Source organism: Nocardiopsis sp. NPDC006832, assembly GCF_040635885.1.
Classification (GTDB): Bacteria; Actinomycetota; Actinomycetes; order Streptosporangiales; family Streptosporangiaceae; genus Nocardiopsis.
In genome coordinates this window covers 28,878-53,191 of record NZ_JBEYLC010000004.1, presented here as the reverse complement: position 1 = coordinate 53,191, position 24,314 = coordinate 28,878, and the positions used below count along the sequence as shown (strand labels likewise).

At 71.0% G+C, this 24,314-nt stretch carries 17 protein-coding genes; 12 read left to right on the top strand and 5 right to left on the bottom strand.

The features are described 5' to 3' along the window. The first annotated feature begins 282 nt into the window (after nucleotides 1-282). The 5 genes from ABZ717_RS03020 (at nucleotide 283) to ABZ717_RS03000 (ending at nucleotide 7,116) form a co-directional block, all read left to right on the top strand. The gene (locus ABZ717_RS03020) at nucleotides 283-1,152 is read left to right on the top strand and encodes an FAD binding domain-containing protein (RefSeq protein ID WP_358504675.1); all 870 of its coding nucleotides are present in this window, start codon (nucleotides 283-285) and stop codon (nucleotides 1,150-1,152) included. Then, nucleotides 1,143-1,658, top strand: a complete 516-nt coding sequence (locus ABZ717_RS03015) for a (2Fe-2S)-binding protein (protein ID WP_087100726.1) — start codon at nucleotides 1,143-1,145, stop codon at nucleotides 1,656-1,658. Before ABZ717_RS03020 ends, ABZ717_RS03015 begins: the two co-directional genes overlap by 10 nt. Then, the gene (locus tag ABZ717_RS03010; RefSeq protein ID WP_358504672.1) at nucleotides 1,655-3,013 is read left to right on the top strand and encodes an 8-oxoguanine deaminase; all 1,359 of its coding nucleotides are present in this window, start codon (nucleotides 1,655-1,657) and stop codon (nucleotides 3,011-3,013) included. The genes ABZ717_RS03015 and ABZ717_RS03010 overlap by 4 nt, the downstream gene beginning before the upstream one ends. After that, nucleotides 3,013-5,445 (top strand): molybdopterin cofactor-binding domain-containing protein, encoded by a 2,433-nt coding sequence (locus ABZ717_RS03005; protein ID WP_358504670.1) that lies wholly within the window; start codon nucleotides 3,013-3,015, stop codon nucleotides 5,443-5,445. Before ABZ717_RS03010 ends, ABZ717_RS03005 begins: the two co-directional genes overlap by 1 nt. Nucleotides 5,446-5,673: 228 nt before the next feature. Then, a complete protein-coding gene (locus tag ABZ717_RS03000; protein WP_358504667.1) occupies nucleotides 5,674-7,116 on the top strand; it encodes an NCS2 family permease in 1,443 nt (480 codons plus the stop codon). Nucleotides 7,117-7,186: 70 nt separating this feature from the next. Here the strand turns inward: ABZ717_RS03000 and ABZ717_RS02995 are convergent, their stop codons facing one another. Further along, nucleotides 7,187-8,392, bottom strand: coding sequence for a serine hydrolase domain-containing protein (locus ABZ717_RS02995; protein WP_358504664.1), 1,206 nt, complete (start codon nucleotides 8,390-8,392; stop codon nucleotides 7,187-7,189). 197 nt (nucleotides 8,393-8,589) lie between these two features. Between ABZ717_RS02995 and ABZ717_RS02990 the strand changes: the two genes are divergently transcribed. Together ABZ717_RS02990 and ABZ717_RS02985 are read left to right on the top strand one after the other, a co-directional pair. Next, on the top strand, nucleotides 8,590-11,202 hold the full coding sequence (locus tag ABZ717_RS02990) for a molybdopterin-dependent oxidoreductase (RefSeq protein ID WP_358504661.1): 2,613 nt from the start codon (nucleotides 8,590-8,592) through the stop codon (nucleotides 11,200-11,202). Next, the gene (locus tag ABZ717_RS02985) at nucleotides 11,199-12,185 is read left to right on the top strand and encodes an FAD binding domain-containing protein (RefSeq protein WP_358504659.1); all 987 of its coding nucleotides are present in this window, start codon (nucleotides 11,199-11,201) and stop codon (nucleotides 12,183-12,185) included. Before ABZ717_RS02990 ends, ABZ717_RS02985 begins: the two co-directional genes overlap by 4 nt. A gap of 101 nt (nucleotides 12,186-12,286) precedes the next feature. Here the strand turns inward: ABZ717_RS02985 and ABZ717_RS02980 are convergent, their stop codons facing one another. Beyond that, nucleotides 12,287-13,267 (bottom strand): D-alanine--D-alanine ligase, encoded by a 981-nt coding sequence (locus ABZ717_RS02980; RefSeq protein WP_358504656.1) that lies wholly within the window; start codon nucleotides 13,265-13,267, stop codon nucleotides 12,287-12,289. Between the two features lie 25 nt (nucleotides 13,268-13,292). Beyond that, a complete protein-coding gene (locus ABZ717_RS02975; protein ID WP_358505022.1) occupies nucleotides 13,293-14,525 on the bottom strand; it encodes a PLP-dependent aminotransferase family protein in 1,233 nt (410 codons plus the stop codon). A 489-nt stretch (nucleotides 14,526-15,014) separates the two neighbouring features. Between ABZ717_RS02975 and ABZ717_RS02970 the strand changes: the two genes are divergently transcribed. Further along, on the top strand, nucleotides 15,015-15,701 hold the full coding sequence (locus ABZ717_RS02970; protein WP_358504654.1) for a hypothetical protein: 687 nt from the start codon (nucleotides 15,015-15,017) through the stop codon (nucleotides 15,699-15,701). Nucleotides 15,702-16,043: 342 nt separating this feature from the next. Here the strand turns inward: ABZ717_RS02970 and ABZ717_RS02965 are convergent, their stop codons facing one another. Next, nucleotides 16,044-17,351, bottom strand: coding sequence for a GAF domain-containing protein (locus ABZ717_RS02965; RefSeq protein WP_358504652.1), 1,308 nt, complete (start codon nucleotides 17,349-17,351; stop codon nucleotides 16,044-16,046). A 509-nt stretch (nucleotides 17,352-17,860) separates the two neighbouring features. Beyond that, complete coding sequence (locus ABZ717_RS02960) at nucleotides 17,861-19,414, bottom strand: PucR family transcriptional regulator (protein WP_358504650.1); 1,554 nt, start codon at nucleotides 19,412-19,414, stop codon at nucleotides 17,861-17,863. A 258-nt stretch (nucleotides 19,415-19,672) separates the two neighbouring features. On the opposite strand from ABZ717_RS02960, the gene ABZ717_RS02955 reads away from it, so the two are divergent. From ABZ717_RS02955 to ABZ717_RS02940, 4 genes are all read left to right on the top strand, one after another. After that, a complete protein-coding gene (locus tag ABZ717_RS02955) occupies nucleotides 19,673-21,187 on the top strand; it encodes a sodium:solute symporter (RefSeq protein WP_358504646.1) in 1,515 nt (504 codons plus the stop codon). A gap of 37 nt (nucleotides 21,188-21,224) precedes the next feature. Then, nucleotides 21,225-22,184 (top strand): agmatinase, encoded by a 960-nt coding sequence (gene speB / locus ABZ717_RS02950; protein ID WP_358504643.1) that lies wholly within the window; start codon nucleotides 21,225-21,227, stop codon nucleotides 22,182-22,184. A gap of 5 nt (nucleotides 22,185-22,189) precedes the next feature. After that, nucleotides 22,190-23,806 (top strand): thiamine pyrophosphate-binding protein, encoded by a 1,617-nt coding sequence (locus ABZ717_RS02945; protein ID WP_358504640.1) that lies wholly within the window; start codon nucleotides 22,190-22,192, stop codon nucleotides 23,804-23,806. A gap of 224 nt (nucleotides 23,807-24,030) precedes the next feature. Then, nucleotides 24,031-24,282, top strand: coding sequence for a hypothetical protein (locus ABZ717_RS02940; RefSeq protein WP_358504637.1), 252 nt, complete (start codon nucleotides 24,031-24,033; stop codon nucleotides 24,280-24,282). Nucleotides 24,283-24,314 lie beyond the last annotated feature (32 nt).

Below are 24,314 nucleotides of genomic sequence, written 5' to 3'. Positions count from 1 at the left end.
CCCACCTGGGATGGCTCCGGCTCAGGACACAGTGTGTCCCAAGATGGGCCCGTGGGGCACCGCGGCCGGGTCCCTCGATGTTCTCACCGATGTCATTTGGAGGAAACGACCAACGATCGCTGTTCGTTCCCAGGTCACTTCATGTCATCGACGCCTGGTCTGGTCTGGATTTCGAGTGGTGTACTTCACAAGATCGCCCCCTAGTAACCGAGATCGCCGGTTCCATCGAAGGTTCGCGTCGACCAGGACGCGGCCGGACCACAGCGCAGGACGAGGACGAGCATGGAATTCCTGAGGCCCTCCACGTTGGTGGAGGCCCTAGAGGCCAGGAGCGCCCACCCCGACGGTGTGCCCATCATGGGCGGTACCGACGTGATGGTGGCGTTGAACTTCGATAAGAGCCGACCTCCGGCCCTGATCGACCTGACCCGGGTCCCGGAGCTGACCGAGTGGGGCACCGACGGTGACCACACCCGGTTGGGCGCCGGGGTCCCCTACACCAAGGTCATCGAGCACCTGAGCGGTGCCGCGCCGGCGTTGGCCAAGGCCTCCCGTTCGGTGGCCTCCCCACAGATCCGCAACCGGGGCACCGTCGGCGGCAACCTGGGCGGGGCCTCCCCCGCCGGGGAGTCTCATCCGCCGCTGCTGGCCGCGGACGCCGAGATCGAGGTGGCGTCGGTGCGCGGCACCCGCAGGGTCAAGGCGCGCGACTTCTACCTGTCGTTGCGCAAGACGGCCCTGGCCGAGGACGAGCTGATCACCGCGATCCTGCTTCCGCGCGCCACCGGGCCGCAACAATTCGCCAAGATCGGTACCCGCAACGCCATGGTCATCGCCGTGACCTCCTTCTCGCTGGCGTTGGACACCGACAACCGGAAGGTGGGCACCGGGGTGGGCTCGGCCGGGCCGACCCCGCTGCGCGCCGAGGCCGCCGAGGAGTTCTTGGAGGCCGAGTTCGATTGGGAGGACGGTCGTCCCCTGGCCGAGTCCGTGGTGCGCCGTTTCGGTGATCTGGTGGCCGCGGCCGCCCGTCCCATCGACGACCAGCGCGGCAGCGCCGACTACCGCAAGCACGCCCTGTCGGTCATGGCCCGCCGTGCCCTGAGCTGGTCCGTCACCGACTACCGGAAGGAGTCCTCACGATGCGCGTGAATTTCAAGGTCAACGGTGAGGACGTCACCGCCGACAACGTCTGGCCGGGCGAGAGCCTGTTGTACGTGCTGCGGGAGCGCTTGGGCCTGCCGGGCAGCAAGAACGCCTGTGAACAGGGCGAATGCGGGTCGTGCACGGTCTACTTCGACGGTGTGACCGCGTGTTCGTGCATGATCGCCGCCGGGCAGGCCGAGGGCCGCGAGGTCGGCACCGTGGAGGGTCTGGCCAAGGAGCCGGGCAAGGGCGGCGACCGTACCCTGGGCGACGTTCAGGAGGCGTTCGTGGAGGCGGGCGCCGTGCAGTGCGGCTTTTGCACCCCCGGTCTGTTGGTGCAGACCGACGACCTGCTGGAGCGCACCGTGGGCTGCGGCAAGGACGCCCCGGCCGACGCCGAGATCCGTGAGGCCCTGGCCGGCAACCTGTGCCGTTGCACCGGGTACGAGAAGATCATCGACGCGGTGCACCTGGCCGCCGAGCGCCGCGCCGAGGCCGGGAGCGCCTCATGAGCAAGGCCATCGTGATCGAGGGCGCCCACGTGGTGACGGTGGACGGCCCCGAGTACGCCGACGGTCACGTCGTGGTGCGCGATGGGCGCGTCGCCGCTGTGGGCGCCGGCCCCGCCCCCATCGTGGAGGGCGACTTCGAGCGGATCGACGGCCGTGGATGCGTGGTCACCCCCGGTCTGGTCAACACGCACAACCACCTCTACCAGTGGGCGACCCAGGGCCTGTTCGCCGACGGCACCCTCTTCGAGTGGTTGGTGGGTTCCTACGAGATCTGGCACCGTCTGGACGCCGAGGTGGTCTCCGGGACGACGTCGGCCGGACTGACGCACCTGGCGCTGTCGGGCTGCACGACCGCCTCGGACCACCACTACATCTATCCGGCCGGGCGCGGTGACATCGTGGCCGCCGAGGTCGAGGCCGCCCGTGAGGTGGGTATTCGTCTGGACCTGGCGCGCGGTTCGATGGACCGCGGCCACAGCCAGGGCGGTCTTCCCCCGGACAGTGTCGTGGAGTCCTTGGCGGGTGCCCTGGCGGGTACCGCCGCGGCGATCGACACCTACCACGACACCTCCTTCGACTCCATGACCCGGATCGCGGTGGCCCCCTGCTCACCGTTCTCGGTCTCCCGGGAGTTGATGGTCGACGCCGCGACGTTGGCCCGTGACAAGGGGGCGCGGCTGCACACCCACCTGGCCGAGACCCTCGACGAGGAGGAGAAGTGCCTGGCCGAGTTCGGGTGCACCCCCGTGGAGTACGCCGAGAAGCTGGGCTGGCTGGGCGATGACGTGTGGTTCGCGCACGCGGTGCACCTGTCGGACTCCGCGATCGGCCGGATCGCGGCCACCGGCACCGGTGTGGCGCACTGCCCCACCTCCAACGCCCGCCTTGGCGCGGGCATCTGCCGGGTGACCGAACTGCTGGAGGCCGGCGCCAAGGTCGGTCTGGGCGTGGACGGTCCCGCCTCCAGCGAGCTGACCTCGATGGCCGGCGAGATGCACCAGGCCCTGCTGATGGCCCGGGCCCGCAAGGGGCCGCAGGCCCTCACCGCCCGACAGTCCCTGGAGATGGCCACGCTGGGTGGCGCCCGGGTGCTGGGCCGCGACCGCGAATTGGGGTCGTTGTCGGTGGGCAAGCTCGCCGACCTGGCCCTGTGGCGGGTGGACGGGTTCGGCCACGATGTCATCGACGACCCGGTGGTGGCGATGGTGTTCGGTCCCACGCCGCCCCTGGAGCGCCTGCTCGTCGGCGGGAACACCGTCGTCGACCACGGCGAAATGCGCACTTTGTCGGCCCAGAGCGCCGCCGCGCGCGGTCGCGCCGCACACCGGAGTCTGACCCAGGAGGTGAGCCGCTGATGGCGGCGACGACCCGTACCGTCACGGACCTTTCCAGCACGACCAAGGACGGCGTGGGCGCCAGCCCGCGCCGCCCGGACGGCACGCTGAAGGTGACCGGCGAATTCGCCTACTCGTCGGACATGTGGATGGAGGACATGCTGTGGGGCGCCACCCTGCGCAGCCCCCACCCGCACGCGAGGATCCTCGGCATCGACATCACCGAGGCGCTCAAGGTGCCCGGTGTGCAGGCGGTGCTGACCCACGAGGACGTTCCCGGCACCAAGCGCTACGGCCTGGAGCACCAGGACCAGCCGGTGCTGGCCTTCGACAAGGTGCGTTATAAGGGCGAGTCGGTGGCGATCGTGGCCGCCGACCACCCCGAGACCGCCCGACGGGCGATGGAGCGCATCAAGGTCGACTACGAGGTGCTGGCCCCGGTGAGCGACTCCCGGCGCGCGGCCCTGGACCCCGACTACCCGCTGGTGCACGACAAGGGCGAGCTGCCCGAGCACCCCGAGTTCAACCAGAGCGGTAACCGGCTGCGCTACCAGCCCATCCGTACCGGCTCGTTCGTGGACGTGGCCGGCTCCAAGGAGGGTCAGGAGGAGACCCTGGAGAGGCTGCGCGCCGAGGCCGACGCCGTGGTGGCCACCGAGTACGAGGTGGGCATGCAGGACCAGGCGTTCCTGGGCCCGGAGTCGGGCATGGCGGTCCCGGCCGAGGACGGCGGGGTGGACCTGTACGTGGCCACCCAGTGGCTGCACGTGGACCAGAAGCAGATCGCGCCGGCTCTGGGGTTGCCCCAGGACAAGGTGCGGCTGACCCTGGCGGGCGTGGGCGGCGCGTTCGGTGCCCGCGAGGACCTGTCGATGCAGATCCACGCGTGCATGCTGGCGCTGCACACCGGCAAGCCGGTCAAGTTCGTCTACAACCGGGAGGAGTCCTTCTACGGGCACGTGCACCGCCACCCGGCCAAGATGCGCTACGAGCACGGCGCCAAGGCGGACGGCACCCTGCTGTACGCCACCCTGGAGATCATCGTGGACGGCGGCGCGTACGCGTCGGCCACCCCCGCGGTGGTGGGCGTGGCCTCCTCCCTGGGGATCGGCCCCTATGAGGTGCCGAACGTGCTGGTGGACGCCTACGGGGTGTACACCACCAACCCGCCGTGCGGGGCGATGCGCGGTTTCGGCGCGGTGCAGGCCTGCTTCGGTTATGAGTCGCAGATGGACAAGCTCGCGGAGAAGCTGGGCATGCACCCGGTGGACCTTCGGGTCAAGAACGCCATGGCGCAGGGCTCCCGGATCATCACCGGCCAGGAGATCGACATGCCGCTGCCCATGGCGGAGATGTTGGAGCGATGCCGTGACCTGCCGATGCCGGTGGAGCGCACCGAGTTGGAGGATCCCACCGACCAGCGCACCCTGCCCGGCGGCGTGGCCGGAACCACCCGCGGCGAGGGTGTGGTGCGCGGCGTGGGCTACGGCGTGGGCCTCAAGAACCTGTGCTTCTCCGAAGGGTTCGACGACTACTCCACCGCCCGTGTCCGTTTGGAGGTCGTCAACGGCGAACCGGTGGTGCTGGTGCACACCGCGGCCGCGGAGGTCGGCCAGGGACTGGTGACGGTCAAGGGCCAGATCGCCCGCACGGAGTTGGGTGTGGAGAAGGTCGTGATCGCGCCCTCCGACACCCAGGTGGGTTCGGCCGGCTCCTCCTCGGCCTCGCGCCAGTCGTACATGACCGGTGGCGCGGTGCGCACGGCGTGCGCGTCTGTGCGCGCCGAGGTGTTCGAACTGGCCCGGGGCAAGGGTCTGGTGCCGGCCGGGGTCGAGGACACCGGGTTGGCGCTGGACGGCGGCAAGCTCGTCTCCGCCACCGACGGTGTGCTGGTGTCCCTGGCCGACCTCCTGGGCGAGTCCGCCCAGGGCGGCGAGGTGGTGGAGCACACCCGTGAGTACCACCACCGGCCCACCGAGATGATCGACCCGGACCTGGGGCAGGGCGACTCGCACAACCAGTTCGGCATGTGCGTGCACCGTGCCGTGGTGGACGTGGACGTGGAGCTGGGCCTGGTGAAGGTCGTGGCCCTGGACGCCGTCCAGGACGTGGGCAAGATCCTGCACCCGCAGCAGCTGGCCGGTCAGATCCAGGGTGGTTCCGCCCAGGGTCTGGGGTTGGCGCTGATGGAGGAGATCCAGGTCAAGGACAGCGAGATCCGCAACCCGTCCTTCACCGACTACCTCATCCCGACCATCCTCGACACCCCGCCGATGCGCATCGACGTGTTGGAGCGACCCGACCCGCACGCTCCGTACGGTCTGCGCGGCGCGGGCGAGCCTCCGACGCTGTCGTCGACCCCGGCGATCGTGGCCGCGGTGCGCGACGCGACCAGGCGTCCGCTCACGCACGCGCCGGTGCGTCCGGAGGACATCGTGGGGATCGACCTGTAGGTCGCCCGGCGTGCCTTGAGGCACCCATCGGACCGGGGAGGGGCGGCAAGCGCCCGTCGTCCCTCCCCACCAAGACCCGCCCGCCTCGGATCCTGCCGACGCCCTCGGCCCCGGGGTGGGCGGCCGAGGGGACGACGACGTCCCCTCGTGCCCGAATCCGACTACGCAGAGTAGTCAACCCCCCTTAAAACACGGCTTCGCCGTGCTCATATCCCTCCAGGAGGGGACATGACCCGACTCGACGACTCCGGAGCGCGTTCCGCAGAGCGCTCCCCAACGGATCGATCCTGGCTCGACCGCTTCTTCCTCGTCAGCGAACGGGGGTCGACCTTCGGTCAGGAGGTCCGCGGAGGGCTGACGACGTTCATGGCGATGGCCTACATCATCGTCTTGAACCCGATCATCCTCAGCGGCGTCACCGACGTGAACGGCGACCAGCTCTCGGCCGGTCAGCTGACCACCATGACCGCCCTGGCCGCCGGGCTGGTCACCATCATGATGGGTGTGGTGGGCCGCGCCCCCATCGCCTGCGCGGCGGCCCTCGGTGTGATGGCGGTGGTCGCCTACCAGGCGGCGCCGGTGATGGCCTGGCCTGAGGTTATGGGCCTGGTCGTGTGGCAGGGCATCGCCATCATCCTCATGGTCCTGACCGGGGTGCGCACCGCGGTGATGAACGCGTTGCCGTACAACCTCAAACTCGCCATCGGCGTGGGCATCGGCCTGTTCGTATCCCTGATCGGCCTGGCCAACATCGGGTTCGTCAGCGCCGGTGACGGCGACAGCCTCCTACAGATCGGCGCCGCGGGCGGCGGTGGACACCTTGACGGGTGGCCGATCCTGGTGTTCGTGGCCGGACTGATCCTGGCCTCGGTGCTGCTGGCCCGCCGGGTTCCCGGTGCGATCTTCTACGGGATCATCGGTGCCACCGTGCTCGCGGTGGTCCTGCACTACGCGCTGAGCCTGGACCCCGAGTCCTGGGGCGGGGGTGTGCCGGAGCTGCCCGGCAGCCCGTTCGCGGCCCCCGACTTCGGGTTGCTGTTCCAGGTGGACCTGTTCGGTGCCTGGACCACGGCCGGACCGACCACCGCCGGGGTCATCCTGTTCACCCTGGTGCTGGCCGGGTTCTTCGACGCGCTGGGCACCATCCTGGCCATCGGCACCAAGGCCGACATCGCCGACGAGGACGGGCAGATGCCCCGGGTCAACCAGATCCTCATCACCGACGGCGCCGGCGCCGTGGCCGGTGGTCTGACCAGTTCCTCGGCGACGCTGGTGTTCGTGGAGTCCACCGTGGGGGTGAGCGAGGGGGCGCGTACCGGTCTGGCCAGTGTCGTCACCGGGCTGTTCTTCCTCAGCGCGATCTTCTTCGCCCCGGTGTTCGGTATGGTGCCGGCCGAGGCCGCATCGGTGGCGATGGTGCTGGTCGGCGCCATGATGATGATGCACGTGGGGCAGATCGCCTGGGACGACTTCTCGGTGGCCATCCCCTCGTTCCTGACGATCGTGATGATGCCGTTCGCCTACGACATCGCCAGCGGGATCGGCATCGGCATCATCGCGTACACGGTGATCAAGTCCGCTCAGGGCCGCTTCCGCGAGGTCGGTTGGCTGATGTGGATCCTGACCGCGGTGTTCTCCTTCCACTTCACCATGCACGCGATGGGCTTGTAAGGGGTTCCGTTCGTCCGTGGCCGGGGCTCGGTACCCCGGCCACGGGTGTGTTCGGGGTGGGTCCGCCGCCTCAGGGGATGACCGTGGCCAGGCAGCGATCCAGGGCGCCGCGCAGGGCCACGTCGCGCGGGTCGTTCCAGATCCGCAGACCCATCCGGTTGGGGACGTAGCCGTAGCCGGTGCCGGTCGCCGGGTCGGCGAAGCCGAAGGAGCCACCGGCCCCCGGGCTGCCGTAGGCGCGGTCGTCGGTGCCGAACCGCCATTCGGGGAAGGGTTTCCACAGTCCTGACGAGTAGCGGGTGCGGACCTTGAGGTTGACGTCGCGTTCCCCCTCGCGGGGCGGTGCGGGCCGTTCCTCCAGGGCCCGCAGGCTTTCGTCGCGCACACCCAGTATCGGCGCGCCTTGTGCGAACTCGCCGTAGAGCGCGGCCAACGAGCGGGCGGTCGCGAAGCCGTTGCCGTGCGGCAACTCCACCGATCGGTAGGCGGGGCCGGCGAGTTCGTCGGCGGTGCGCAGCGGTGGGTTGGCGAAGGTGCGCGCGGCGATGCTCCAGGGCAGGCAGCGCGCGAGTACGTGACCGAGGGGGACGGCGGTGGGGTCGGTGGCCAGGTCGCGCCAGGATCCTCCGGTCAGGCGGGCCAACCGTTCATCGCCGATCCGCGCGGGAAGTCCCACGTACAGATCCAGGCCCAGGGGGCCCGCGAGTTCCTCCGCCAGGTACGCGCCGACGGTGCGCCCGTCCACCCGGCGTAGCAGCTCGTTGACGTAGAGGCCGATGGTGACGCTGTGGTAGCCGTGCCGTGTGCCGGGCTTCCAGGCGGGCGCCTGGTCGGCCAGGACCTGGGCGAGCCGGTCGTGGTCGGCCAGCAGGTCGGGGGTGAGTTCGGTGTCCAGGTAGGGCAGACCGGCCCGGTGGGAGAGCAGTTCGCCGATGGTGAGGCGACCCTTGCCGTGACGGGCGAAATCGGGCCAGTAGTGGGCCATCGGTCGGTCGTACTCGAACAGACCCCGTGAGTGGGCGTGTGCCAGGACCAGGGAGGTGACCCCCTTGGTGGCCGAGAAGACGAGGGTGAGGGTGTCGGACTCCCAGGGCGCCCCGGTCTCGGGGTCGCGCGTCCCCGCCCACAGGTCGACCACCGGGCGGCCGGCGTGGTGGACGGCCACGGCGGCGCCGGTCTCCCCGTGTTCGGCGAAGTTGTTCTGGAAGGCCTCGCGGACCGGTTCGAAGCCGGACTCGACCCAGCCATGGATGCGAGGGGGCGGGGTGAGGTACATGAAGGGAATCCTCGGGAGGGGGATGACGTGTACTTTCGTCGCCCGCCACAGTATGCGAAGCCCGAGGCGGCGAGGCGGTCGAACCGGGCGCGAATTCGGGTCCGAGCCGCTGCTTCGGGCGAAAAGGTCTTTGACAGCGGAGGAAAGCGCCACTTAAGTTGACAGTGACAACTTTCGTCTGCCCGGGAAGACGCCCCATGGACACCACGGTCAACGGCGCCCCCACGCCCACCCCCGACGAACCCGAAGTCAACGCCGCCGAGCACCTGCGCGACACGCTCGGCCTGACCGGCACCAAGATCGCCTGCGGAAGCGGAGTGTGCGGCGCCTGCACCATCCTGGTCGACGGCTCCCCCACCGCCTCCTGCCTGCTTCCCTCCGCCCACCTGGCCGGACGTTCGGTCACCACCGTGGAAGGACTGGGCGGCGACCACCCCGTCCAGCGCGCCTTCGCCGCGCACGACGGCCTCCAATGCGGCTACTGCACACCCGGCTTCGTGGTGGAGGCCTCCGTGTTCGTGGACGCCTGGCGGGCCGAGCACGGCGACACCGCGCCGGACCGCGACACGATCGCCGACGCCCTGGCCGGACACCTGTGCCGATGCGGGGCCTACGAGGGGATCTTCTCCGCCGTGGCCGCCGCTTGCGCCGGTGGGTTCGACACCGAACCCGTCGAGGCGCCGCCGCGCGCGGACGCCCCCGCCAAGGTGACCGGACGCGCCCGCTTCAGCGGTGACCACGCCCCGCCGGGCACCTGGACCGGGGTGATCGTGCGCTCCACCGTGGCCCACGCCCGGGTCCTGAAGGTGCGCCCCGCGCCCGACGGCGACGGCGGTCGGGCTCCCCTGGTGGACCTGCTGGGCGAGGACCGTACCGTCCGCCACGTGGGGCGGGCGATCGCCGCCGTGGCCGCGCCCACCCGCGCCGAGGCGCGGCGGCTGGCCGCGGCCGTACGGGTGGACCTGGAGCCGTTGCCCTCGGTGACCACCGTCGACGCCGCCCGCGAGCCCGGGGCACCACTGGTGTACCCGACCAAGGCCGAACGCGCCGCCGCCCTCGACTACGGTGAGGCGCCCGGTCCCAGGTCCGCGTGGAACGGCAACGTGCGCGGTCCCGGGGTGGTGAGCTGGCGCGGCCCCACGGCCGTCTCCCGTCTGCGCGCCGCCCGGTTGCGCGAGGACCCCCTGTTGGTGGCCGAGGAGTACACCACCGCCACCCAGGTGCACACCCCCTTGGAACCGCACGTGAGCGTGGCCTCCTGGGATGGTGGAGACCTGCACCTGCACGTGTCCACCCAGGCCCTGAGCCGGATGGTCGACAAGGTCGCCGAGCGTTGGGACCTGCCCCGGGAACGGGTGCACGTGGTGACCGAGTACGTGGGCGGTGGGTTCGGCGCCAAGGGCGCCCTGTCCCCGGACACGGTGGCCGCGGTGGAACTGTCCCGGCTGGTGGACGCGCCGGTGCGGGTGTCGCTGGAACGCTCCGAGGAGCTCGTCGACGCCGGCCACCGGCCCGGCAACCGCACCCGGGTGGCCCTGCTGGCCGACTCCGAGGGCGACCTGCGTGCGCTGGCCGTGGACTCGGTGGGCGACGGCGGGGTGTCGGTCGGTTCCAACGTCGCCACCCTGGCCGCGCTGATGTACGGGCGTTCACCTCGACGGGTGCGCGACTTCGACGTGGTCACCAACCGACCCCCGGGCGAGCCGATGCGCGGACCCGGCGGACCACCGATGGCGTGGGCGTTGGAACAGGCCGTGGACACCATGGCGACGCGGCTGGGCGAGGACCCGTTGTCGCTACGGCGTCGGTGGGACGGCAACCCCAAGCGTCGGGCACTGTACGAACGAGTGGCGGAGCTGCCGCTGTGGCGGGACCGTCCTCGTGGTGAGAGCACCGGCCGGTTCCGACGCGGCGTCGGGTTGGCCGCCGCGGGCTGGCCCTACCTGCTCGGTCCCCAGGCCCGGGTGGAACTGACCGTGCGCGGCGGTGAGCTGGTGGTGCGTTCGAGCACCCAGGACATCGGCACGGGCATCCGGACGGTGTTGGGCGACGTGGTCGCCGAGCGGCTGGGCATCGGCGCCGACGGCCTGACCGTGGAGATCGGGCACGGGTCCTCGGTACACGGCACCGGTTCCTTCGGCAGCCGCACCACCACCTCGATGGGACCGGCCGCGGCCGACGCCGCCGACCGGTTGCGCGAGGCCCTGCGCGAGCACTCCCCCGCCGTGCCGGCGTCGGGCCCCATCCCCGAGCACACCTTCAAGGAGGCCCTGTCCCTGGCCGAGGGGTCCTCGGTGGTGGGCGAGCGTGGCCTGGACCGTTGGGGGCGGCTCACCCCGAACATGGCCGGCGACCTGGCGGTGGGACGCGGGATGAGCGGAGCGGTACACGTGATGGAGGTGGAGGTGGACACCCTGTTGGGCCGGGTGCGCCCCACCCGGTGCTGGGCCGGGATCGCCGCCGGGCGCATCTACAACGAACGCATGGCCCGCAACCAGTGCGAGGGCGCCGTCGTCCAGGGGGTGGGCTACGCGTTGTTCGAGGAACGGCGCGACGACCCGCGCACCGGGGTGGTGCTCTCCGACGACCTGGAGGAGTACCGGCTACCCGGGATGGGCGACGTTCCCGAGACCGAGGTGTACTTCCACCAGGAGGGTTTCGAGCACGTGCCCGGTGGTGGGATCGGGCTCGGCGAGGTGTCGGTGGTGGGGGTGGCCGCCGCGCTGGGCAACGCCGTCTTCGACGCCACCGGCGTCCGCCACCACGACCTGCCCCTGCGCCCGGACCGACTGATCGGAGCGACGCGATGACCGTGACCCGACCCACGAGTGTGACCGAGGTGTCGGCCGACCTGGCCCGGCGGGGGGTGCGCCCGCGCGCCGGGGGCACCGACCTGACCGCCTGCCTGGAGGCGGGGGTGATCGCCCCCGGGCCCCTGGTGGACCTGTTGAGGGTGTCCGACCTGGACGAGGTGGTCTGGGAGGCCGACGGTTCGGCCCTGGTGGGGGCGATGACCACCGTCGCCACGTTGGGAGCCGACCCCGCCCTGGCCGCGGCCTATCCGGCGTTGGCCGCCACCGCCCGGGCCCTGGCCACCCCGCAGATCCGGGGCACGGCCACCCTCGGGGGCAACCTGCTCCAGCGCAATCGTTGCGCCTACCTGCGCAACCCCGCCTTCGACTGCTTCCAGACCGGTGGGGACTCCTGTCCGGCCCGGGAGGGCGACCACCTGCGCGGCGTGGTGGTGGACCAGGGCCCGTGCGTGGCCCCACACCCGTCGACGTTGGCGGTGGCGCTGCTGGCCTACGAGGCGAGTGTGCGCCTGGAGGGCGGCCCGGACTCCGAGAAGGCGATCGTCGACCTGTACGAGGGCACCGACCCCACACGTGACCACACGTTGGGTCCGGGCACGTTGTTGACGGCCGTGTCACTGCCGGTCCCGTCCCCGGGCGAGCGCTTCGCCCATCGAAGGGCGACCGGACGTTCCCGGGCGGAGTGGCCGCTGGTGGAGGTGGTCGTTCGGCTGGAGTGCGCCGACCAGGGCCGCGGACCGGTGGAGCGGGCCGCGGTGGCGGTGGGCGCGGTGGCGCGTACCCCCTTGCGACTACCCGAGGTGGAAGGCGCCCTGGTGGACGCGGCACCCGGCGGGGACCTGCCCGATCGGGTGGAGGAGGCGTTGACCGCCCTGGCCGATCGGTGCTCTCCCCTGCCCGCCACCGGGTACAAGGTCCCCTTGCTCCAGGGCACGGTCCGTGATGCGATCGAGACGGCCCTGGAGGTTCCGAGCCGGTGACACGGGTTCGGGCCCCTTCCGGGACCGTGTTCGGGTGGGCCGCCGTGGCGTGGCGGCCCACCCGGTTTTCGTCGGTCGGTGTTCCGTCGGCCGGTGTCGGTTCAGCCGCGCAGGTGCGCCTGGTGGGCGAGTTCGCGGCACAGCACCGCGAAGTCCAGCCCCTGGGCCGCGGCCGCCATCGGGAAGGTGGACGTCTCGGTCAGGCCCGGGGCGACGTTGGTCTCCAAGAAGACGACCTCGCCGTCCGGGGCGACCATGAGGTCGGTGCGCGACAGGTCGCGCAGGCCCAGGGCGCGGTGCGCGGTCAGCGCCACCTCGGTGGCCGCGGCCAGTACCGACTCCTCCAGACGGGCCGGACAGAAGAACTCGGTGCGACCGGCGGTGTAGCGGGCCGCGTAGTCGTAGACCCCGCCGTCGGGAACGATCTCCACCGGGGGCAGCGCCACGGGCCCCGAACCGGTGTCCAGGACGCCCACGGCCAGTTCGGTGCCCTGGACCAACTCCTCGACCAGCGCGGAGTCGCTGTAGGCGAAGCAGGACATCAGCGCGGTGGACAGGTCCTTGGCCGAGGTCACGGGGGTGGCTCCGAACGCCGAACCGCCACGGTCGGGCTTGACGAACAGCGGCAACCCGAGCCGTTCGATGAGCTTGTCCAGGAGCGCGGGCGCGCCCAGGTCGTGGAAGGCGGACTTGGGCAGGGTGGCGCCACGCGGCACCCGAACGCCCTTCTCGGCCAGTAGGGCCTTGGCGGCGGGCTTGGCGTAGGCGAGCCGGCAGGACTGGGGGCGGGCGCCCACGTAGGACACCCCGGCCAGTTCCAGGACCTCACGGATCGCGCCGTCCTCACCGGCGGAGCCGTGCAGGACGGGGAAGACCACCTGGGGCGGGTCGTCGGCCAAGCGCTGGAGAAGGCCGGAGTCGACGTCGGCAACCTGCACTTCGACGTCGAGTCGGCGCAGGGCCTCGGCCACGCTGCGGCCGGATTGGACGCTCACCTCGTGTTCGGGGGACAGTCCCCCGGCGAGGACGAGGACCCGGTCAAGGTCGGCCACGGCGCGGACCTCCTTCTGTGCTGCTGTCATGGTGGCTGGTGCCCCTCACGGGGTGTCAGGGAAGGTCGGGGGTGGGGGCCTGGCTGCCCTCGGTGGGCATGGCCATGGCGGGACCGAACGTGTCGCGCAGGTCCATCTCGCCCTCGATGGCTCCGACGAGCCTGCGCACGCCCTCCCGGATCTGTTCGGGTGTGGGGTAGCAGAAGCTCAACCGCATGCTGTCACGGCCACGACCGTCGGCGAAGAAGCCGGTGCCGGGTACGTAGGCGACACGGTGGTTGACCGCGCGCGGCAGCATCGCCTTGGCGTCGATGCCCTCGGGAAGGGTCGCCCAGACGAAGAACCCGCCCTCGGGCCGGGTCCAGGTACAGCCGTCCGGCATCATCGTGTTGAGCGCGCCGAGCAGGGCGTCGCGCCGCTCGCCGTACATGCTGTTGAACGCCTTGATCTGCTCGCGCCAGGGGAAGGTCTTGAGGTAACGGCGCACCACGAGCTGGTTGAACGTGGAGTGGCTGAGCATCGCCGACTCCGCGGCCAGCACGAGTTTGGCGCGCACCGCCGAGGGCGCCAACGCCCAGCCGATGCGCAGGCCCGGCGAGAGCGTCTTGGACAGCGACCCCAGGTAGATGACGTTGCCGTCGCCCTGCGAGTACAGGGTGGGCTGTGGTTCGCCGTCATAGCGGAGCAGGCCGTAGGGGTTGTCCTCGATGATCAGGACGTCGTGGCGCCGACAGACCTCCATCACCCGCACGCGGCGCTCGGCGGACATGGTGATGCCGCCGGGGTTCTGGAAGTTGGGGATCGTGTAGAAGAACTTGACGGTGCGCCCGGCCTTGGCCGCCGCGGTGAGGGCGCGGTCGAGTTCGTCGGCGTCGACGCCCTCGTCGTCCATGCTCACGTGGCGGATGTCGGCCTGGAACGCGGCGAAGGTGTTGATCGCGGTGACGTAGGTGGGCGCCTCGGTCAGCACGATGTCGCCGGGGTCGACGAAGACGCGGGTGATCAGGTCCAGGGCCTGCTGGGATCCGACGGTGACGATGACGTCGTCGGGGACGGACTGGACGCCTTCGAGGGTCATGTAGTCGCAGATCTGCTCGCGCAGGACGGGGTCGCCCTGAGCGGAGCCGTACTGCAGGGCGGCGGCACCCTCCTCGGAGACCACGTCCTTGACCAGGTCACCGATCTGGTCGAGCGGCAGGGCGGCGACGTTGGGCATGCCGCCCGCCAGGGAGACGATCTCGGGGCGGGAGGCGACTGCGAAGAGTGCCCTGACCTCCGATGCGACCATGCCCTGTGCTCGATGTGCGTAGCGGCCGACGTGCGGGTCGATACGCGAGCCCTGTTGGCCGGGCTGCTGTTCTCGGTGGTCAGCGGACACGGTCCACCTCCGAAGGAAGGACGGTCTTGTGGGGTCTACCGGGTCGTCCCGGGAGATCTTCGTTGATTCCTGGTTCGACGCCGGGCGGGTCCCCTTGGTTCACGCGAGGCCACCGTGACGGCCGGGCCGTATGCGGTTCTCGGTGAGTCGGTCGGGTCGTGTCGAACCGTGGAACACGGTTCGGGAAATATCCGGAGTCTAGCCCAGTGGTCGTGCGGCACCCCCCATCAGGGCGTTCCTGTGCTCTGACGCACATCGTCGCGGGCGTTCGAGCGCCGCGTCGGTGACGGTACCCGGGTGCGCGACCCGACTCACACATGAATGACCAGAACATGACGCACTTTTCACCCTTACCACCCGAGTCGGACATGGGTGTTTCCTGGGCTTTCGAGGACATTGGTGCGATGGACCATCGCTCCCGGTGACGGGCGCGTCACCCGAGAACCGGAGGAGACCATGGGCGTCCGCTCGACCACCCTCAGCATCTCCGCGACGCTGCTGCTGTGCGGCGCGCTGACCTCGTGCACCGACCCGGCACCCACGGAGCAGGAGATCGACGCCGAACGACTGGAACTGGCACGGGCCGCCGACGCCCTGTCGGCTTCGGTGCTACGACCGGGCGTCGAACGCGCCTTCGCGCGCAAGGGCCATCCGGTCGACGGCACGCTCACCTGCGCCCCTCCCGCTGCCATCGGGGAACCCGAGGCCTCCGGCTCCCCATCACCGTCCCCATCGGCGGAGCCGACACGGGAGGAGGAGCACACGGTCACCGCCGACGGCATCCGGGGCGGGACCGCCGAAGAGGACGCGGAGCCCGTCAGCGGCGGCCTGGAGGTGGTCTGTGAGGGACTGGACCGCGACGGCGCCGAGTTGCGCTTCGAGGGCCGACTCTCGTCCGAGGCCCTGGCCGAACGCGCCGCGGGCGACGACAGCCTGTCCGGTGTCTTCACCGGGGCCGTCGACGGCGACGAGGTCTTCACCATGGACTGTTTCCAGTGCGCGCCGCTGGAACCGGAGCCAGAAGAGACGGCAGAGCCGAACGAACTCGCGGGCGAGGAGGGGTCCGCCGCCCCCGAATCCGGCTGAAGTCGCCTATGGCGGTGCGGCCCGATAACTCACACGACGGTCCGGGCCGCACCGCATCATACGCGTACGCTCGCCGGAGGATTCCCCCGAACCTCCCGTGGAGCACTCCCCGAAAACGCGTCCGCCCTTACCCCCGTAACCCCCCTCAAGGTCCGTAGGACACGGACGCGCCCCGCACCGGTGAACTCCTCCGTGCCCTCTCTTGCCCGGAGGCCTCCACCGGTGGGCGGGCCGCGCATCCCCAAGTTGATCCCATCGGCCCACGCTCGGCAACGGTTGCAACAGGTTGCGACTTTCCCACCCAGAGTGGCGATATGGCGACGCGTCGGGACGTCGGGGGATTCAGCCGGGGTGGTCGCACAGGGGCGTGCTCCCGTCCCGCTCCAGCAGGGCCCGCACCCCCGGCGCCAACGAAGCGGGGAGCAGGTTCACCGACGTCTGTGAACCGATCACCCGGACCATGACCTCGTCGGCGAAACGGTAGGGGCGGCTCTCGATCACGCCACCCAGGTTGCGCCGGATCCGGGACAGTTCCGCGCGCACGGTGACCACGTGGGCGTCGGCGCCGAACACGTCCTTGGACAACTCGGCGCCCGAACGCCCCGCCCGGTGCACCGCCAACCGGAGGAGGAGTTCGGTGTGGCGCGGAGTCAGGTTGTGCACCCACTCGCCGCTCGGGCCGGCCACCGTCACCGTGGACGCCCCGGGTCTGCGCAGATCCAGGGTCACCGAGGTGGAACCGGCCCGCTCCCCGGGGCGCGGGCGGATGAGCCAGCCGCCCGGCAGGGGTTCCAGGCCGCACTCGCCCAGGGCGGGGATCCAGGCCGTCCCGCTCTCGCAGTGCTTGGGCAACAGCACCCGCCGGACCGGTTCCATGTGCACCGCCGCGGCGGTCCAACCGCTTTCGTCCACCACCAGGGCGGGTCGGGTCAGTCCGGCCAACAGGGGCGCGGCGACCGAGCGCAACCGTTCCAGGTGGGTGTGGTGCAGCCCTTGCAGATGTGCCTGGGCCAGTTGGGCGACCGCGTTGACCAGGGCCAGGGTGGAGGGGTGGATGGTGGAGACCGGACCGGTGACGTCGATGGCGCCCAGCAGTCGCCCGTCCCGGGGGTCGTGCACGGGGGCGCAGGCGCAGGTGAGGGCGTGCAGGTTGCGCACGAAGTGTTCGGCGGAGTAGACCTGCACGGGGCGACCGACCACCAGCGCGGTGCCGATGGCGTTGGTGCCGATGCTGCCCTCGTTCCAAAAGGAGCCCTCCACCAGCCCGACCCGGTCGCCGACCGATCGCATCCGATGGGATCCCTCGCGCCAGAGCACCTGCCCCGAGGCGTCGGTGACCAGCATGATGTGGTCGGCCTGGTCGGCCACCGAGACCAGGGAACGACGGATCAGCGGCAACACCTCGGCGATGGGTGAGGCGTCGCGTTGGCGTTGGAGTTCGTCCAGGCGGGCCATCCGTGGTGGGGGTCCGCAGTCGGGATCGATGCCGAATCCGCGCATGCGTTCCCAGGAGTCCTCGATCACCGGACGCAACGGCGTGGGCGTGGGGCGCCCCGCGAGCAGCGCGTCGTGGGATCGGCGGAGCAGGTCGGCGTGCTCGCGCGCGTCCACCCCGGAGGGCAGTGCCGTGTCCAGTGATGGAAACGTCATGTGGGTCCTCGGGGCATGTGCCCCCGTCTGGAGACGGGAGGGCTCGCCCCTTCCTCCTTCTACGTGGCCGGGCCCCGAAGGACCGGGGTTCCCGTTGGGCATCAGTTTCCTGGTTCGGCTGCGGCGGGACCGAGAGAACCGGGACAGGCCCTTGTTTCGGAAGTCATTCCGGTTCGATCCTTCCGATTCCTGCTCGAATTATCCTTGGGTCACACCGAACGCACTCCTGCGGTTTTTCCGGAGAGATAACCGGTTTCGTGCCACCGATGGGGGTTTCGGCGCGGGGGTGCGCAGGTCATACGGGTGGGGTTAGAGATGGGTAACATCCCCAGAATCGAAGCGGCTCACGAAACGTCGACGAAAATGGCCGGATGCGGCCAATCGGCGAGACCCTAATTCACCCTGTCATTCGCTCGTTCGCACAGGTGAACCCAGTTTTCACGGGTTTTCGGTCGGCTGCTCGCACGTGCATCGGCCCGTGCGAGCTCCCGTGAAGGTTCCCGTGCCCCTCAAGGGCGCCGGGTCAGGGCGAACCACAGGCGCATGCGCTGTTCGGGGTCGGCCAGGTCCACGCCCAGGTCCCGTTCGATCCGACCGATCCGGTAGCGGACGCTGTTGCGGTGCACGCCCAGGTCGGTGGCGGCCCGATCCCAGTTGCCGTGCCGTGCCAGCCAGGTGTGCAGGGTCGCACGAAGGGTGTGCGCGGCCGGGGTGTCCTCGTCGAGCGGGCCGAGAATCTCCCGGGCGGGCCGCCCGGCGCCCTCGGGGTCGATGAGCGCGTCGAAGGGGTCGGTGGTGGCCGACCACAGCCGTGGCTCGCCCACGACGTGGGCGCGCACCAGCAGGGTCGCGGCCCGGCGGTCGGCGTCGGGCAGATCCTCGGGCGCCACGGCCGCGCTCAGGGCGCCGATCCACCCGTGGGAACGCAGGAGTTCGAGATGGTCGTGATGGGACCGCTCGCCCCGGTCGGCGAGGACGGCGCGCACGACACCGCCGCCCTCCTCGGCGCCGGAGACCAGGTCGCTCAGGTGGGTGCCCAAGGGCAGGGCCGCGGCGGCGGTTCGGTGCCCTCGGGAAGCGGGTGCGGCCCGCAGGACCCGGTAGCCGCCCCGGGGGGCCTCACCCGAGGTGGCGGAGCGGGGATCGGGAGCGCGGGTGTCGGTGAGCCCGGTCAGGGCCGCGATGGCGCGGGGGTTCAGTTCGCCGTCCAACAGCAGCGCGATGAGCGGCAGGCTCGGGGCGGGCGGTTCCTCACCCTCTGCGCGCAGCAGTAGGTCGAGCAGGGCCGTGGCGGTGCGCAGCACCTCCCGGTCGGTGATGCCCAGGGGTTCGGGGCGACCCACCAGCACCACGCCCTGGTGTTCGGGTGGGGTGCCCACGGTGTGCAGGAAGACCTCGTCCGGGCCGCTGTCGGCCTTGGCGCTGCGCGGACCCGTGGGGGCGGTGAGTTTGGTGAGCAGGGTACGCAGTTCGGGGTCCAGGTCGGCCGGGGCCCCCGCGGTACGGCGCACGGATGCGGTGGGGTCGGCGGGCACGAGGGCGACCCAGGCTCCGAGAGCGTCGGCCAACACCGCGGGCACCCGTTCGGCGGGGATGGGCGCGGTGACCGCGCGGGCCAGGGCCTGGTGGGACTCGCCCAAACGGCGCAGGTCGCGCAGGTGGCGCTCTTCCAGTTCCTCGCCCACGGCGCGGCTGACCGCGGCGAAGGGCGAGTTCCGTGGCACCTCCAGCAGCGGCAGGCCCTGCGACCGGCACTGTTCGACGAGGTCGGCGGGGACGGCCCGGTGGACGGGCGCCACCCCGAAGCCGAGTGCCCCGACCCCCGCGCGCACCAGGGAGGCCACGTAGGTGCGCACCTCATCGGTGTCGGTGGGCAGGTTGGCCCCGGAGGTGAGGAGGAGTTCTCCACCGCGCAGATAGTCGGCGGCCACGACGAGCTCGCTCGCCACCGCCCAGGTGATCGGTGGGTCCCCGGCCTCGACCACCGTGGTCAGGCCCAGGTCGCGGCGAGCCACCACCACGCTCAACGGCACGTGGTGGGTGTCGCCCCCGCTCTTCGCCATGTCCTGGTCCCCCTCGTCCCGCCGACCCGTCCGAGCCGATCCTCGTGTCCTGGACATGACGTACACGAGGACGCCTTCCGCGACGACTGGACGATTCATCCAAAGTTCACCGGGAAGTGGTGCGGTTCGGCCACTGGAGTGGAGCCTACCGACTACCTACGCTGACCGAAGCGATGTGACCTGCGTCAACATCTCCATGGCCCGACCCCCGCACGACGCCCCCGCCTGCCCCCGAACCACTCCCCGCAAAGGAGCTTCATGCTCATCGACACCGCGGTGATCGCCGCCTACCTCCTGGGCATGATCGGCCTGGGCTGGTGGGGCATGCGTCGCGCCAAGAGCAAGTCCGACTACCTGGTCGCCGGCCGCCGCCTGGGTCCGCTGATGTACGCGGGCACCATGGCCGCCGTGGTCCTGGGCGGCGCCTCCACCGTTGGCGGGATCGGCCTGGGCTACACCTACGGGATCTCCGGCGCCTGGCTGGTCGTGGCCATCGGCGTGGGCATCCTGGCCCTGCACCTGTTCTTCGCCGAGCGCATCTCGCGGCTGAGGGTCTTCACCGTCTCCCAGATGTTGGACCTGCGCTACGGCGGTGACTCCCGGGTCGTGTCGGCCCTGGTCATGTGGGGTTACACCTTCGTTCTGACGGTGCCCTCGACCTTGGCCTTCTCCACCATCTTCAGCGGTCTGTTCGAACTGCCGCGCGTGGTCGCCATCATCCTGGGCGGTTCCATCGTGGTGCTGTACTCCACGATGGGCGGCATGTGGTCGGTGACGATGACCGATATGGCCCAGTTCGCGATCAAGACGATCGGGCTCCTGCTCATCCTGACCCCGGTGGCGGTGTGGTCGGCCGGCGGTTTCTCCGGGATGCGCGAGTCGTTGGACCCCACCTACTTCGACCCCACCGCCATCGGCGGGCAGACCATCCTCACCTACTTCGTCATCTACTCGCTGGGGCTGCTCATCGGCCAGGACATCTGGCAGCGCGTCTTCACCGGCCGCAACGACAAGGTGGCCAAGGTGGGCGGCATCGGCGCGGGCGTGTACTGCCTGATCTACGGAGTGTGCGGCGCGCTCATCGGCACCGCCGGCGCGGTGATGTTCCCGAACCTGGCCAACCCCGACGACGCCTTCACCCTCATGGTGGAGGCGACCCTGCCGGTGGGCGTGGCCGGTCTGGTCCTGGCCGCCGCCCTGTCCGCGGTGATGTCCACCGCCAGCGGCGCCCTCATCGCCTGCTCCACGGTGACCTCCACCGACCTGTGGCCGCGCGTGCGCGCCCTGTTCGGCGCGAAGAGGTCCGCCGAGGACGACCACAAGGAGGACGAGGTGGCCGCCAACCGGGTGTTCACACTGGTCCTGGGTATGGCGAGCATCTGTGTGGCGCTGGCCGTGGACGACGTGGTCGCCGCGCTCACCCTGGCCTACAACATCCTGGTCGGCGGCCTGCTCGTCGCGATCCTCGGTGGCCTGGTGTGGCGTCGCGGAACGCGCGCGGGCGCCCTGGCCTCGATGTTGGCCGGTTCCGTGGCCGTCATCGTGACCATGGCGATCACCGGCCTGCTCGCCAACGAACCCATCTACGTGGGGTTGGGCACCGCGCTGGTGGTCTACGTGGCCGTCAGTCTGCTCACCCCGCCCACCGACCCCGCGGTACTGGAGCTGTGGCAGCGCCGCCTGCGCGGCCAGGACACCGGCGACGAGACCGCGACGGGAACCGACGAGGACGCCACGAGCGTCGCGTCCACCGACCCGACCCGGGACCGCTGACACCCATCGCGGAACCGACGACACAGGAATGGATCACATGAACGCACCGATCGGACCCACCGACTCCAGCCTCGTGCCGCGCTTCGCGGGCCCGGCGACCTTCGCCCGCCTGCCCCGCATCGACCAGGTGGAACGAGCCGACATCGCCGTGGTCGGGGTGCCCTTCGACACCGGTGTCTCCTACCGTCCCGGCGCCCGTTTCGGCCCCTCGGCGATCCGTGAGGCCAGCCGGCTACTGCGTCCCTACAACCCCGGCCTGGACGTGTCCCCGTTCGAGCGCCTCCAGGTGGTGGACGGCGGAGACATCGCGGTGAACCCGTACTCGGTCGGGGACGCCGTGGAGACCCTGGACCAGGGCGCCTCGGAGTTCGTGCGCGCCGGGACCCGCCTGGTGACCCTGGGCGGCGACCACACGATCGCGCTACCCCTGCTCAGGTCCCTGTACCGCGTGCACGGCCCGATCGCCATGCTGCACTTCGACGCCCACCTGGACACCTGGGACACCTACTTCGGTGAGCCCTACACGCACGGCACCCCGTTCCGACGCGCGGTGGAGGAGGGCATCCTCGACACCGAGGCGATCGCCCACGTGGGCACCCGTGGCCCCCTGTACGGCAAGCGGGACCTGGAGGACGACCGTCGCTTCGGGTTCGGCATCGTCACCGCCGCCGACGTGCTGCGCAAGGGCGTGGACGAGATCGCCGACGCGCTGCGTCAGCGCATCGGGAACCGGCCACTGTACGTGTCGGTGGACATCGACGTCCTGGACCCGGCGCACGCCCCGGGCACCGGCACCCCGGAGGCCGGCGGGATCACCAGCCGAGAGCTGCTGGAGATCCTGCGCGGGCTGGCCGACCTGAACCTGGTGGGCGCCGACGTGGTGGAGGTCGCCCCGGCCTACGACCACGCCCAGATCACCTCCACGGCGGCCTCGCACGTGGCCTACGACCTGGTGAGCCTGCTGGCCCTGAACCACCAGCGCAAGACGGAGGGCTGATCGACATGGGTGAGAGCGCGCCGCGCAACGGTGGCGACCTGGTCACCGAGACCCTGACCGCGTTGGGGGCCCGGGTGTGCTTCGGTATCCCCGGCCAGCACGCGCTGGGGCTGTTCGACGCGCTGCGTCGAGCGCCCGGGCTGCGGTTCGTGTCGGCCAGGGTGGAGAACAACGCGGCCTTCGCCGCGGACGGGCACGCCCGGGTGACCGATGAGGTCACCCCGTTGTTGGTCTCCACCGGGCCCGGCGCGCTGCTCACCCTGGCCTCGTTGCAGGAGTCCCGGGCGGCCTCCGCGCCGGTGCTGGTGATCAGCAGCCAGGTGCCGCGGGCGGGGTTGGGCGGTGGCCGGCACGGCTACCTGCACGAGCTTCCCGAACAGACGGCCTCCTTCGGCAACGTCACCAAGTCGACGTTCACGGTCCGACACGCCTCGCAGATCCCCTCGGCGCTGACCGAGGCCTGGCGGATCGCCGCGGCGGCGCCCGCGGGCCCGGTGTTGGTGGAGATCCCACAGGACGTGCTGCTGGAGCCGACGGTGGTGCCGCCGGTGACGGACGTGTCCGGGACTCCCGCCCCGCTCGTTCCGCGCGCGGAGGTGGTGGACGAGGCCGCCCGGTGGCTGGACGGGGCGCGGCGTCCGGTGGTGCTGGCCGGTGGCGGGGTGAGCCGCTCGGGCGGGCGGAAGGCGCTGCTGGAGCTGGCCGAGGCCCTTCGTGCTCCGGTGGCCACCACCTTCGGCGGCAAGGACGCCTTCCCGTGGGACCACCCGCTCTCGTTGCGCTCGTGGATCGAGGACCGGTACACCACCGAGTACCTGGAGGACGCCGACGTGCTCTTGGTGGTGGGTTCGGGTCTGGGCGAGTTGTCGAGCAACTACCACACCATGGCGCCCCGAGGGCGTGTGGTGCAGGTGGAGGCCGACCTCGGCAAGCTCGAATCCAACGTCCCGGCGTTGGGGATCCACAGCGACGCGGCCCTGACCCTGGAGGCGCTGGCCGCGAAGGTTCGGCCACGCCCGAAGGACCCCGAGGTCGAGACCGAGGTCGCCCGGGTTCTGGCCCGGGTGGCCGAACGGCTGGCCGGGCAGGACCTGGCCGCCGAACAAACCGTCCTGGCCGCGGTACGCGATGCCCTGCCCGACGACGCGCCGAGCTTTTGGGACATGACCGTGTTGGCGTACTGGGCGTGGTCGGCGTGGGACCCGCGCGATGGTGCGATGCACTCCGCGCAGGGCTCCGGCGGGCTCGGATACGGGTTCCCGGCGGCGCTGGGCGCGGCCGCCACCGGAAACGGTCCGGTGCTGGCGGTCTCCGGTGACGGCGGTGCCATGTACTCGATCGCGGAACTGGCCACCGCCCGCCAGCACGACCTGGACGTGACCTGGCTGATCGTCGACGACGGCGGCTACGGCATCCTGCGCGAGTACATGGAGGGCGCCTTCGGGGAGGCCACCCACACCGAGCTGACCCGACCCGACTTCGTGGCCCTGGCGGCCTCGTTCGGGGTGCCCGCGACCCTCACCTCACCGGAGACGGTGGGAGCCGACCTGACCGCGGCGCTGGCCGCCCCGGGCCCGAGCGTGGTGGTGCTGCCCATGCACATAAAGATATTCGCGCCGTAGGCGTCCGTTGAGGGTGGTGGTGGGCGACGGGCGGGCTTCGCCCCCACGCACCTGGACGGTCCCATGTCCTGACCGAACCCCGTGTCCCGTTCCGGGACAGCGCCGTCCGCACCGGACGGTCGACCCCGCTCTCGGGGCGCGCGTCAACGGCGCCGCGCGCCGGCTGGGGCTGTCCAGCGAGGCCCTGCTGCGCGCGATCTCCTGCGGCGTGATCGCTGTCGGCGGTGGCCGCTCTGCTGTTCGCCAACACCCCGCTGCTGGTCGGCCCCCTGGGGAACCTGGCCGCGGGCATCGACATCAGCCTCCCGGTGGCGCTGGTGACCGCCGCGGTCGCCTACCCGGCGGCGCTGTTCCTCTTCCCCGAGCCGCGCTCGGTGTTCGGCCCGCAGCGGCCACGCCTGGTGCCGGCCCGGGAGGAGACCGAACCGGCCCCCGCGCCCGCCACCGAGGACGCGCCGACGACCGCGTCGCACTGACCACCCACGACTTCGAACGAAGGACCACCGTG